The organism is Paenibacillus sp. J22P15 (assembly GCF_056269345.1).
Map to the genome: position 1 here is coordinate 23,620 of NZ_JBWDNT010000021.1, position 12,919 is coordinate 36,538.

The window sequence follows — 12,919 nt, forward strand, 5'->3', positions numbered from 1 at the left end:
GACTTCCTATCGCATAAATAGCTCGGTTTTCGAAGAAGGGAGGAAAGTAGTAAAGGAATGGCAGCATGGCTCACGACTTTATAATGTTTGGATTGTTCTGTTCTGGTCAACCTGAACACACAAGATTATCAAAGAGGAGCGAGTGTAAATGAAGGGGAACACAAGTGGCTGGAAGAGTCGTTTAATGAAATTGCTGTTGAGTGCCATAATTATCGCACCATTGTCTGTAGCTGCCCCTAGCGCTGAAGTGAATGCCGCAGAAACGAGTTTTTATGCAGCTGATAATGGCAGCGGTTCCAATAATGGAACAGCAGGCGCTGAGTTCTATGTATCGTTAAATGGTAACGACGGGACTGGAGATGGAACAATCGGTTCGCCATTCGCTACATTGGAAGGAGCTCGGGAGGCAATCCGTGAGCTGAAATCAGCAGGACAATTACCTGCGGGTGGTGTAACTGTATATTTGCGCGGAGGAATATATCCGCGGACCCATTCGTTCGAGTTGAATGAACAGGACTCTGGAACGGATGAAGCGCCAATCGTATATCGAGCATATCCAGGCGAAGAAGTATCGATCCTTGGTGGAGCAACGATGGATACAGATGCTTTTAAACCTGTCACAGATGTGGCAGTACGAGAGCGACTTTCAGAATCAGCGGTCGATCACGTTTATCAGTATGATTTGCGTTCACAAGGATTTACTGATTTCGGAGAAATCATACAAAGCGGATTCGGGTTGCCAACCGCTCCAGAGCCGCCGGAGTTGTTTTTCAATGAGGACGTATTAACGGTGTCACGCTATCCAAACAAAGGCGATGGCGACGGATTTCTTCGTATCGGGCAGGTAGATGACCCGGGTGCAGATCCCCGAAATTCAGGCCAAGAGTACAACGTACGTCCTTTACCTCCGATTTATGATCATGGAGCAACCTTTCGATACGCTGATGATCGACCAAGTAAATGGGCGGATGTCAGTGATATATGGATGTTCGGCTACTGGTTCTGGGACTGGGCTGATGGAACGCTGCAAATAAAAGATATTAATAAGGTGACCAAACAAATAAGTACAACGAAGGCCAGCGTATATTCAGTGAAAAAAGGGCAGCGTTATTATTATTTCAATATTTTGGAGGAGCTTGACGTGCCGGGTGAATATTACCTGGATCGCAACAGCGGCACATTATACTTATATCCTCCGAGTGAGCTAGCAGGCAGTGAGATTGAAATTTCACTACTAGATGCCCCTCTTGTTACGATGAATGAAGTTTCGAACACGACATTCCAAGGCATTAAATTTGGATTAACGCGTGGATCAGCGATCGAGATGAAAGGCGGCTCGAACAATGTCATTACTGATTCTACATTTATGAAAATCGGAGATAAGGCTGTATCTATCCTTGATGGTCATTTTAATGGAGTAACTAACAGTGAAATTTCTGGTACTGGAAAAGGCGGGATCTGGTTAGATGGCGGTGATCGTGCGACGCTGACATCCGGTAACAATTATGCAGTGAATAATAAATTCCATGATTTTAGTCGGATCCAGCGGACGTATACTCCGGCTGTAAACCTTTTTGGTGTAGGTAATCGCGTAGCTAATAATTTGATTTATAACGCGCCCCATGAAGCTATTCAGTTTGTCGGTAACAATCACGTTATTGAATTTAACGAGATTTATAATGTCGTGAATGAGACAGGCGATGCAGGCGCCATATACGGTGGACGCGACTGGTCAGCACAGGGAACAATCATTCGATACAACTATATTCATAATATTGGTAATGCAGCTGGTGCCTATGAGATAGGCATTTATTTGGATGATATGTTGAGTGGAATCACGATCTACGGCAATATTTTATCGAATGTCGACTTCGGCATGTTGGTTGGCGGGGGACGAAATAATATCGTAGAAAACAATCTCATACTGAACAATAGAGCTTCACTACAGCTCGATGAACGTGGATTAGGCTGGGCAAGTTATCACTGTGCGGCTGGCGGGTCTTTGCCAGTGAATTTGAAGAAGGTACCTTATAACGAAGAGCCATGGCTTACTTATTTTCCGAATTTAGAGACTGTACTGACGGATGCTCCTTGTGAAGCTAAATATAATTCGGTACAAAAAAATGTGGTTTATAAATCAGGCGGAATGTCTATTACCGATAATGCAGCTGCTAAAGGATACGTTCAAGGCAATTGGATTACTAGCGAAGATATCGGATTTATTGATTCAGAAAACGGGAATTTTAATCTTCGCGAAGATGCGCCTGTATTTACCCAAATTCCTGGCTTCGAAGCGATACCGTTTGACAGGATTGGACTGAACAAAGGAACACAGGATGACAACGTGCTTGCACAAGTATCTTTGTATTCTCCAACTAAAACTCTCAAAGTAGACGATAGTACAACGCTGTGGGTAATGGGGGGGGCAGCGACCGGTCGCTATATAGCTCCACAGGGCCAAATGACATTTAGCAGCGATCATCCTAATATAGCCGAAGTCGGGCAAAACGGTGTCGTTCGTGCGAAAGCTCCAGGTGACGCAAAAATTACTGTGACTGTACTGATCGATGGTGTCACGGTAAGTGATACGATAACGCTTAAAATTTATGAATCCAATCTTAATTTCACAGATGGATTTGACGGATTCGAGGATGGTCTAATCCATTGGGAGACCGTAAAAGGCAAACCAGCTATAAGTACGGAAAAGGCATATAGCGGTGAGAAGAGCTTTAAAGTAAACCAGGACACGGTTGCTATTACACATCCTTTCAAAGAGAACCAAAATAAAATTGTTACCCTCAAATTTTATGATACGTTAGGTGATGTACGTAAAGTACTGGCTTATGTCGATGGGGGAGGCGCTGCAGCGAGAGGAATCGGCATTCATGAACACGCATCAAAGACCCATTATGCGAAGCGGATCGATGGTGCGGTATCGGCTACAAATATTGTGAGAACGGCCGGATGGCATGAATTTAAATGGGATTACAGTTCAGGGACACAGGTGGATATGTATATCGACGATGTCCTGATAGCTTCCCAGACGGGTGTGACCGCATTCAATCAAGTATCAATGGGCGATTGGTGGGCGGGAGATGCAACGATTTCCAACGTCTATTTCGATGATGTTAGAGTAATTACCCCCTATGAACGCATCGAACTGGGGACACTTAGCGATCTGAGTATCGGTGAAACGAAACAGATGAAAGTATCCGCCTTCCTTCCGGAAAGCGATGTACCAGTGGATGTGACGGGCAGCTCACAGTTTACCAGCAGTCAAACCGATATTGCAACCGTGTCAGTCGGTGGATTGATTACTGCGCTTAAAGAAGGTGAAAGCGTTATTACGGCGACATATGGCAGCCTTACCACTACGGTTACGCTGCAGGTTCATATGAAAGAAGAACAACCAACAGCTGTTTTGAAAGGATCAAGCACAGTACTTGCAGAGCAGCCCTTCACTGTGAATTTTGGTTTAAACAACATTACATCAAGCGTCTATGGACAGGACATCACGATTGAATACGACACAGCTCTGTTCGAGTATGTATCGTCTACGGCGATGAAAACAGATGTGGATATTTTGTCGGAGAAGGTGAGCCCGGGCAAAATCAGGCTGATCCTTGCAAGCCGCGGAGCGGACAATGCGGTAAGCGGAAGTGCTGAGCTTGTAAAGCTTTCTTTCAAAGCGAAAAGCGTGGCACAGACGACTGCCGGCATAATTACTGTAACCGAGGCTCTGCTTGGTGACGAGCAGGGAAGAGAGTTCGCAGCACAACCAGTTTCCTTAAACGTTGAAGTGACGACGGCTCCTCCTGGAGTGCCGGGCGATTCAAATGGGGACAATAAGCACACAATTGGAGATCTTGCGTTCGCAGCTGCTCATTATGGCAAGGACGATAAGAGTGCGGATTGGAACCAGATTAAGACGGCTGACATCGACAATAATAAAATAATTGACATTAGAGACCTTGCAGCGATTGCGAAGAAGATTTTGGAATAGTAGTTAGGCCGAGTAGTGTAATAGACTTACGACAATAAATTAAATGCAGCAGAGTTACTAGAGTCGGTGTATTTCTACCGACTCTAGTATTTTTTACATACCCGTAATATAGGAGGTACAGCATGTTTACAGCAAACGAACTGGACTATTTAGAAAGTTTATCCGGGTCAAACCCTATACAGAAAGTCATCGATGCGTTTAAAGAAAAGGTCAAGCTAGATGGTCTTGAAGAAACCGGATTAACACGTGACATCTATTTGGACTTTTCTGAAGCGAGAGTTCGTCAATTCGCCCCATATTTAAGTGAATACGGAGGAATACTGGATCCTGGCGATGGGAAAGAACACGAATATGCATCCGCTTCGTTTGTTAAAGCCGGAGCCATTCTATTAGCCAATGGTCGCTGCAAGGATCTTAGAGAACAGATTTTGCTCGCGATGGACTGGGCCAGCACTTGTTTGGGTGAGAATAAAGTGCCTGACGATCATGCCGATTTCACTACGCACATGCTCGTTCGGGCATATCAACTTTTATCGCCTATGGTAGATACAGAGCGGAGAGATGCTTGGAAAGCGAGCTTGTCAAACGTTGAACCTGAAGTCACGTATTGCCAAACGCTTCGAAACTTTCCTGACATTCGTACCATTCGTAACTGGGCTACTTATGCCATGCATGGCGAAATGATGAGGCTAAACGAAGGGTTCACGGATTCTATGTCATTCATCGATAAATATTTGAAACCGCAAATGACGCGTTTTACACGTGAAGGGTTATATCGCGATCCCAATCTCCCGGTCGCTTACGATTTGGCTGCTCGCCAACAGCTTAGCGGGTTAATAGATGCTGGTTATAATGGTGAATGGAAGGTATTTCTAGAATCACAACTCCGCAAAGGCGCACAAACGATGTTGTTTATGCAGTCTACGACTGGGGGAACAAGCTGTGGAGGCAGGAGTAACCAGATTATTTGGAACGAACTGACCTTTGCCAATCTCTGCGAACGAGAAGCTGCGCTTTACGCAAAAGAAGGAGAACTAGAATGGGCAGGCATCTTCAAGCGCGCTGCTCGAAAAGCGATGAGATCAGTTCTTCGCTGGATGGAGGATCCTATTGAATTTCGTTTGTTGAAAAATCGGTTTGATAGTGAACTCCGTAACGGGTGGGAGTTCTATGTCTATTATTCGACATACAGCTTGTATGCTGCTCAAATTGCAGCTTCGTGTTATGAAAGCGCTGACGAGAGCATATCCGAAAAGGCAACACCGGCTGATCTGGGCGGATATGTGGTGCTAATAGAGACATTCAACCGGATATATGCCACTTCGGCGCCTCGACAAGGTGCTTATCATCTTGTTATGGATACAGCTGCACAAATGGGCCATGACGCAACCGGATGGGTGCGGCTTCATAAAGCGGATTGTTTAGAGGAGACGGCTCTCTCAATGGGGATCGCTGGGCTCGATGGCAATATTCACTTGAATTATTTTGTGGCCAAACAAATCATTCCACGTCCCCATACGCCAGCAGCTATCGGCCTGACCTGGAGAGACGGTCATGGTACCTGGCACAGGTTGGCTGGCTTTGGGAGAAGAAAGCACGAAACATTTGCTTCCTTGAATGAGTACGGGAAACCATTGAACTCTGAAAAACTACATTGGAATGCTTCGCTTGAGCATGAGTGTGAAGACAATGATGAGTTAGCTTTTAAAATACGTTATGAATCTACGGGACTTCAGCTTTTAAATGATATGGATTTGCGTACACCAGATGATGATCTGCAACCAGCCTATTTGCGAGGTGTTGCTGATATGGTGCCAAGACCTGGTATCGAAGGTGTAGCGGTGATTACGGAAGCTTATCGGATTGCACAAGAAGGAGTGACAACGGCATGGACTGTGGACGCAGCAGACAATACGGAATTATCCGGAATTGGGGTGACGGTTCCGGTTCTTGTGTCTAACGGTACCGATGAGACGGTCATCCGGATTGAGGGGAATAAGCTTTCGGTCTGTTATGCGAATGTAATCTATTCAATTAAGCCAGTTGTTGAATCTGACGAAGTCGAGCTAGAACTTCTTCCTGCGCTGATGCCGAATCGAAATGGCAACTACCGTCTCGCGCAATGGATCAGCAAGGATGCAAAGACGGAAATCGCGCTTCATTTCTCATTAGAACAAGCTGAGCTGTGAGAGTGTTCTCATTTGGAACATTAGAACAATCATTTGATACTTATTCAACAAAGCGCTTCGCTTTTTTTGATATAATCTGCCCATCCTGCAGCCACTTAAGCTTCTTAGATCAACATCAGATTTTATGTGGAGGTGAATGGGATCGCAAAGCCGTGAGTCTAACTCTTTCGCAAGAAAGACGGGATTGTCTGGTTGCCGAAGTATGCGGCAACATTTTTTTTGTGTTGTATTGTTTGAACGACTCTCCATGAAAACGAATACATTTTATTTTTGAGGGGGAGGGGGACGATGCAGTCCGTGCAACAGAAACAGTACATAGAGTTCAGAATCAATAACGAAAAGTATGCTATTCGCATACAAGATATTCACGAAATTATCAAGATGCAGGATATTACGCGAATTCCCAACGTAATGCCATATGTGAAAGGGATCATCAATCTAAGAGGGAACATCATACCAGTGATTAGTCTCCATCATTTATTTCATATTCATGAAGAGGAATACACCAAATCTAAACGGATTATAGTGGTTTATTACCAGGAGGATACTGTCGGTATTATTGTGGATCAAGTGAATAAAGTAACCAGGTTTTCGGATATACAACCTCCGCCGGATCGTATAGGGGGTATTAACGGCAACTATTTTGAAGGAATCGGGTTATCGGATGACGGCTTGGTCGGGGTTTTGAAGCTGGATCAAGTTCTGCTTCAACTGTCATGCAATTTGGCGAGATGAAGAATGTGACAAAATAATATTAACATTAACGGTTAACGGGAGGCACACCATGAATTTTTTTCAGAATTGGAAGTTGGTTTACAAAATTTTTACCATTATCGGACTAGCTCTGGTGATGCTGCTTGCTACGAGCCTGATCAGCTACAATTACATGAACCGAATGGCGAAAAATTCAGAAATTATGTATAAAGACCTCTTGAAGCCGCTTGAATCCGAAAACTTGATCCGCTTTAATATGCGCTCTAACATCGCTTGGGTTATGGAGTTATCTATCAACAAGGATATGGAACGGAATAAAAAACTGAAAGAAAACATCGCTCAAAGAAATGCAGATATCCAACAAAGGCTTCCCATTATCGAGCAATCCAATTTAGATCAAACACAAATCGACCTGCTCAAGAAAATTAAAGGAAAATTCGCTGAATATAGTGTCGTTCAAGACAAAATGGTTGAGCTTGGGGCTATAAATAAAAATGATGAAGCGTACAATTTGTGGATTTCCAAAGGTGAGAGTTTGTTCAACGATGCAACTTCTGCTTTGGGTCAATTGTCGGACTACTCCAGTAAAAAGGCAGAGACGATCAATCAGGAAAACCGTCTAAGCGCCACAACTGCTGCGACTGTCTTGATTATTTCCGTTATCATCGCCGCGCTTCTCTTTATTGTACTTGGTCTGACAATCGCAAATATGATTGCGAAACCTATCGGAAATTTACTTGGATTAATGGATAAAGCAGAAGCGGGCGATTTGACCGTAGAGGGCGATTACAACGGGAACGACGAAGTCGGTCAGTTAAACCGTTCCTTCAACGCGATGCTGGCTGCATTCAGAGGAACCGTGAACAATATTCTCGCAGCATCCGAAAATCTGGCAGCAGCAGCACAGCAAATTTCCGCAAGCACAGAAGAAATTGCCAGCGGGAGCAACCATCAAGCTCATTCAGCTCAAACGATGAACGAACTGTTCAAGGAACTGTCCATTGGTATTAATACGGTGGCAATAAGCGCAGAACAGGCATCTGAATTATCGAATCGAACGATGGAAATTGCACGGGAAGGCGGTAATGTCGTAGATCATTCGATGAAAGGCATAGATGTGCTAAACCAGCAGATATCCCGCTTAGAGGAAGACTCGAAAAGAATTGGCAATATTATTCAAGTAATTGACGATATTGCAGATCAGACCAATCTGCTCGCCTTGAACGCAGCCATTGAAGCGGCCAGAGCAGGAGATCAGGGACGTGGCTTTGCTGTAGTAGCGGACGAGGTTCGTAAACTGGCTGAACGCAGCAGCGAAGCGACGAAGCAGATCACGTCCATCATTCAAGGGATGCAGACAAACACATTGCATAGTGTAAAAGCAGTGGAGGAAGCCGTTACCTCTTCTCAAAAAACAGGAGAATCGTTTGAAAGTATTTTGGCGATCATTGACAAATCAAATCTCATGGTCGCGGAAATTGCTGCAGCCAGCGAGCAGCAGGCTTCGCAATCGTCGGAGGTGCTTCTTTCAATTGACAGTATCTCAGCAACGACAGAGGAAGCTTCTGCAGCCAGCGAGGAGACAGCTTCTGCAGCTCAATCTCTTGCTCGACTGGCAGAGGAAATGAATGCTGCTGTAGCGGTTTTTAAAACCCGATAATCCAATTTTTTAATCTCGTAGTTTGGTTGCATAGGATTAAATAACAAAGAGGAGCGATGAGCTCCTCTTTTTTTGTACTGAGATGACTCTAAAACATAGTAGCGTTCGAGTCTGAATTACAGTTCTCTCTTATATAGCAGCGGGTTTTTCACGCTTGCTGCGATTCCGCCCGGCGTACAGCCTGGCAGATAGTTTGCAAGATCGTTGCGTCTAGGCGTACTGTCCGGTTCACCAACAAGCGAACCGTCAGCATAGTAGATGACTGTCATCACCTTGCGCATATGATCTGTCGGATTGCCTGGTGCGCTATGCATCGTCCAGCCAGCATGGAAGGTAGCGTCTCCAGCCGACATGCCACCGTAATTCACTTGTGGAATATTGCGGCCTTCAATGAATTGGGCAAGAGTTTTATGCGACTCGTCGGAAATTTCTTGTCTGCTGACATAACCTAAATGATTTGTGCCGGATGCGAAAGTCATCGTACCGACTTCCGCTGGAACGGGAACAAGCGGCATCCACATCGTAATTGTATTTTTCGTATCAAAGGGCCAATAAATTTGGTCTTGATGCCATGGGGTATGTCCGCCGCCCGGCTCTTTGAATAATGCTTGATCATGGTAAAGTCGGACTCCGTCCACACCCATCAAATCTGCTGCAATCTTAGCAAAGCGCTTAGCCAGCGTGAAAGCGGCTGCAGCCTCACTCAACTCCCAAAGGTTGCCTACTTGAATAAAAGCTTTACCATAAGTATCTCTTTCAGAGACCGGTTTATCATGGTAATTGCGTTCAAATACCAAGTCGCTAAGGATCGGCTCATAGGCCTCTATTATTTCTGGCGTTGCGACATTTTTCAAAAAAATATGTCCATCTTTTTGATAAGAATCGATTTGCTCCTGATCTAGAGGATAGCTTTCTTCAAACTGGGGCAGCTTGTTTATCATTTGATTGTCGTTCATCATAATTCCTCCTTAGTTATGCCTCAGTTCCACTGTTGCAATAAATATAGTGTAAGGGTTTTAGTTGCTTCTGGCTTTGTCAAAGCTTCAAATAAGTTTGTCAAAAACAACTGTATATTCTAACAATTTGTGATACTCTATGTGTAATAATGAGTAAAGGATGACGATGTTTATGAATTTCAGTTCAGATTCAATGATGAATTATCGGATCGTGCCCTATATACGAGAGTGTGATTTTGCGCTAAGAAAACCCTGGTTACATCCGGAACGCCGCTTACTTGATTATTTACTTATTTATGTACAGGAAGGCGATTGCTTATTCACTGTTGATGGGGTGGAATATCCATTCGAAAAGGGTGAATTCTGTTTCATTCAGCCGGGTAGTGTGAATCGATTGGAAGGGGTAACGAATACGGTAACACCTTTTGCACATTTTGATATTTTCTACAATGAGAGCAGTGATCAAAGCTTCCCGACACGTGCAGGGCAAATGGATTTGACCCCGTATCAGCACCTTATGCAGCCGAGTATGAACGAGGTGTTCCATACTCAAATTCCTGTGAAGCTGGGGCTGAGTCATCCCACTAAATTTCGAGATACGTTTCTGCAAGTGGTGGAGTTTTGGCAGTATAAAGATCCCATTATGCAGCTGAAGGCACAAACTCGGATGATGGAATTGATCACCTTCGTATTGGAGGATTACATGCCCGCTAATCATGTGAAGCAAATGTCGCCGCAAGCATTGAACTGGATTACTTCCTATTTTTCATTTAACCTTAGCGAGCCTCTATCGGTAGTTGATATGGCGAGAAGAGCTAATTTATCTACTTCAAGATTTAACGATGTATTTAAAATGCAGTATGGCATGACTCCACATCAGTATTTGTTAAAAACACGTATTAGTCACGCTTGTGAACTGCTGCTTACAACCAAGCTGACACAAGAGCAGATTGCAAGCTATTGCGGGTTTTCGGATATTCATCATTTCTCTAAAGCGTTCAAAAAGAAATTAGGGATGTCTCCCGGGGAATACAGCAGGGGTCAACGCCCCAATGAGACTATCTTTTGATATCTATATATTTTATATGCAGTTTGGCGTTGAAACACTTAAAAAGTTTACCCCTTTTGAGACGGCGAATGTTAATGAGCTTATAAGCAAAAGCAGAGCATGAGATACTTACTGTAGAAAGTGCAATAGAAAGCTAACATGAGACCTTGAATGGAGAGCTACGTTGCACAAATGCAATAGAAAGCGCCATAAAAGCGGTATATGAGGGAGCAGTAGGCCATTCTATTGCACAAACTACAATGTAGCAAGAGCACTGCTGCTCTTGAGTATTTTCTATTGCATAAACTACAACGTAGTACGAAGGTTGCTACTGCTCTTAACAATTTTTTATCGCAAAAATTGAGGATGTACGGGGTATCCACTGTCGAGACAAATTGTGCTGCATTTTAACCGAAAAATAACAAAAGCTCATAGTGATTCGCAAATGAAAAAATGAGAATTAACTAATTAAACTGCTCAAGACGGCATCTTTCTCCGATTTTTTCAAACCTTTAAAAACGAGCTCATAGGACTGATCAATCATGCCGATAAATTCTTCTTCTGTAATAGAACCATCTAATAGAATGGTGTTCCAATGGCTTTTGTTTAAGTGGTAACCGGGAGTAATCGCGGAGTACTGCTGTCTTAGGCTTTCAGCAATAAAAGGATCGCATTTTAAACTAATGCTCATATGATCATTGCGTTCAGCAATTAGAGCAAACATTTTTGAAGCGACCTTGATCACTAGAACTTCATCTCCGAAAGGATATTCTTCCTTTGCTCCTTTTTTGGACAGGCTGTAGCTGACTAACGTCTGTATGTTCATGGCTTCGTTCCTCCTGTGAAGATGGTTAATACCATTTTACAACTCAGGCAGCTAATTTCAAACTCTCTGACGCAAGGCGATGAATCTGAAATAGAAAAGGGTATAATAGAAGATGATTAAAATTGTTTGGAGGTCAATCATCATGTCGTTATTTACCCGTACAGATCATATAGGCGTTATCGAACCGGATATTAAAGTATTTCAAGCGAAACCTGAGGATACCGATGCGGTATTACAGCTGCTTATCCAGACGGCCGAGTGGTTGAAAAGCAAAGGCTCAACACAGTGGAACGGCTTGCTGCGCGGTGAAGATTCACATCAGACACCGGAAGCCATTAAACGCGGTGAAGTGTATATATTTATGCAAGGAAGCCTGTTAGCAGGCATGGTAATGCTCATGCAGCAGGAGAGCGCATGGGATCGTGAGTTATGGGGAGATGAGGGGCATGAGCGCTCCGTCTACCTGCACCGACTTAATATTAACCGCGAAGCGGCAGGCAAAAATATAGGTGAAGCCATTGTAGACTGGGCGAGTTCTGGTATTCATTTTACGGGTAAAGACCGCATTCGACTTGATTGTATCGCGAATAACCCGAAGCTGAATGCATTCTACCTAAGCTGCGGCTATGAATATAAAGGATCAGCGTCTAATCCAATGGGGGAATTTAATAAATACGAGAAGCTTAGCGTGTCGCTATAGCGGCAATCGTGGCAATAGATGAAATAACCTAACAGAAACGATGGTTGGTATGAAAATACAATTTGAGAACAATATCATAGAATGTAATGTTCAATACGGAAATCGAGAGAAGATTTCAATTCAAATCGATTCAGCCGGGTTCATTACCGTGAAGGTGCCGAATGGCACAAGCACAGAGCTCGTAATGAAAGCTGTGAAACAGCATGGCAAAAGGATTCTGGAGAAGTTGCAATATATTGCGAAAGCTCGAGAAACGACGAAAACAAGAGAGTATCAGGACGAAGGTAGGTTCCTTCATCTGGGGAAAGAGTATTTGCTTCATGAGTTAATCGAGACTAGCGGGTTAAATGAAGAGGAACTAAAAATTAATCTCAAGAAGTTCTATTTTGCAAGCTGTAAGAAGATTATCGGTGAACGTATAAAAATATATCAAACTCAGCTGAAAGTGAAGCCTAAATCCATCGAGATTGAAGAGTCGAGAACGAAGTGGGGAAGCTGCAGCTCGACTAAAAAATTGACCTTTAATTATCGTCTAGCTATGGCACCGATTGAAGTGATTGATTATGTAATCATTCATGAGTTATGTCATCTACATCATATGAATCATGATCGCTCATTTTGGAGACGTGTAGGCAGTATTATGCCGGATTATAAAGAGAAGGAAGAGTATCTGGCGCGGTATGGGCAAGCGATGACACTTTAGAAAGTCAGAGCATGGCAATAGGGAAGGGACGGAGCAGATGAAGATTGCTCCGTCCCTTTTTCGCCAATTCGTTGATCTCGTTAGTTTCGCTTGCACTCGCTGTCTTTCTTCCTCATTTTG

Annotated in this window: 9 protein-coding genes; 7 read left to right on the forward strand and 2 right to left on the reverse strand. The window is 43.7% G+C overall.

What is annotated here, in order from left to right:
* The first annotated feature begins 148 nt into the window (after positions 1 to 148).
* The 4 genes from AC0YN6_RS25865 (at position 149) to AC0YN6_RS25880 (ending at position 8,566) form a co-directional block, all read left to right on the forward strand.
* Positions 149 to 4,003 (forward strand): cohesin domain-containing protein, encoded by a 3,855-nt coding sequence (locus tag AC0YN6_RS25865; RefSeq protein WP_475750546.1) that lies wholly within the window; start codon positions 149 to 151, stop codon positions 4,001 to 4,003.
* 122 nt (positions 4,004 to 4,125) lie between these two features.
* On the forward strand, positions 4,126 to 6,192 hold the full coding sequence (locus tag AC0YN6_RS25870) for a hypothetical protein (RefSeq protein ID WP_475750547.1): 2,067 nt from the start codon (positions 4,126 to 4,128) through the stop codon (positions 6,190 to 6,192).
* A 288-nt stretch (positions 6,193 to 6,480) separates the two neighbouring features.
* Positions 6,481 to 6,927: a chemotaxis protein CheW gene (locus tag AC0YN6_RS25875; RefSeq protein ID WP_475750549.1), complete on the forward strand. Its 447-nt coding sequence runs from the start codon at positions 6,481 to 6,483 to the stop codon at positions 6,925 to 6,927.
* Between the two features lie 49 nt (positions 6,928 to 6,976).
* Complete coding sequence (locus AC0YN6_RS25880; protein WP_475750551.1) at positions 6,977 to 8,566, forward strand: methyl-accepting chemotaxis protein; 1,590 nt, start codon at positions 6,977 to 6,979, stop codon at positions 8,564 to 8,566.
* Positions 8,567 to 8,682: 116 nt separating this feature from the next.
* On the opposite strand, the gene AC0YN6_RS25885 is transcribed toward AC0YN6_RS25880, so the two are convergent.
* Positions 8,683 to 9,525, reverse strand: coding sequence for a phytanoyl-CoA dioxygenase family protein (locus tag AC0YN6_RS25885; protein ID WP_475750553.1), 843 nt, complete (start codon positions 9,523 to 9,525; stop codon positions 8,683 to 8,685).
* 169 nt (positions 9,526 to 9,694) lie between these two features.
* Here AC0YN6_RS25885 and AC0YN6_RS25890 point away from each other — a divergent pair, with 169 nt between their 5' ends.
* On the forward strand, positions 9,695 to 10,591 hold the full coding sequence (locus AC0YN6_RS25890; RefSeq protein WP_475750555.1) for a helix-turn-helix domain-containing protein: 897 nt from the start codon (positions 9,695 to 9,697) through the stop codon (positions 10,589 to 10,591).
* A 439-nt stretch (positions 10,592 to 11,030) separates the two neighbouring features.
* On the opposite strand, the gene AC0YN6_RS25895 is transcribed toward AC0YN6_RS25890, so the two are convergent.
* Entirely contained in the window at positions 11,031 to 11,396 is a 366-nt protein-coding gene (locus tag AC0YN6_RS25895) for an MmcQ/YjbR family DNA-binding protein (RefSeq protein ID WP_475750557.1), read from the reverse strand.
* Positions 11,397 to 11,538: 142 nt separating this feature from the next.
* Between AC0YN6_RS25895 and AC0YN6_RS25900 the strand changes: the two genes are divergently transcribed.
* A complete protein-coding gene (locus tag AC0YN6_RS25900; protein WP_475750558.1) occupies positions 11,539 to 12,096 on the forward strand; it encodes a GNAT family N-acetyltransferase in 558 nt (185 codons plus the stop codon).
* Positions 12,097 to 12,145: 49 nt separating this feature from the next.
* Complete coding sequence (locus tag AC0YN6_RS25905; RefSeq protein WP_475750560.1) at positions 12,146 to 12,799, forward strand: M48 family metallopeptidase; 654 nt, start codon at positions 12,146 to 12,148, stop codon at positions 12,797 to 12,799.
* The last annotated feature ends 120 nt before the right edge of the window (positions 12,800 to 12,919 follow it).

Bases quoted from the DNA above. Each gene is read 5' to 3' on its own strand.
- AC0YN6_RS25865 (WP_475750546.1), top strand. From the start codon at position 149: ATGAAGGGGAACACAAGTGGCTGGAAGAGTCGTTTAATGAAATTGCTG.
- AC0YN6_RS25870 (WP_475750547.1), top strand. From the start codon at position 4,126: ATGTTTACAGCAAACGAACTGGACTATTTAGAAAGTTTATCCGGGTCA.
- AC0YN6_RS25875 (WP_475750549.1), top strand. From the start codon at position 6,481: ATGCAGTCCGTGCAACAGAAACAGTACATAGAGTTCAGAATCAATAAC.
- AC0YN6_RS25880 (WP_475750551.1), top strand. From the start codon at position 6,977: ATGAATTTTTTTCAGAATTGGAAGTTGGTTTACAAAATTTTTACCATT.
- AC0YN6_RS25885 (WP_475750553.1), bottom strand. From the start codon at position 9,525: ATGATGAACGACAATCAAATGATAAACAAGCTGCCCCAGTTTGAAGAA.
- AC0YN6_RS25890 (WP_475750555.1), top strand. From the start codon at position 9,695: ATGAATTTCAGTTCAGATTCAATGATGAATTATCGGATCGTGCCCTAT.
- AC0YN6_RS25895 (WP_475750557.1), bottom strand. From the start codon at position 11,396: ATGAACATACAGACGTTAGTCAGCTACAGCCTGTCCAAAAAAGGAGCA.
- AC0YN6_RS25900 (WP_475750558.1), top strand. From the start codon at position 11,539: ATGTCGTTATTTACCCGTACAGATCATATAGGCGTTATCGAACCGGAT.
- AC0YN6_RS25905 (WP_475750560.1), top strand. From the start codon at position 12,146: ATGAAAATACAATTTGAGAACAATATCATAGAATGTAATGTTCAATAC.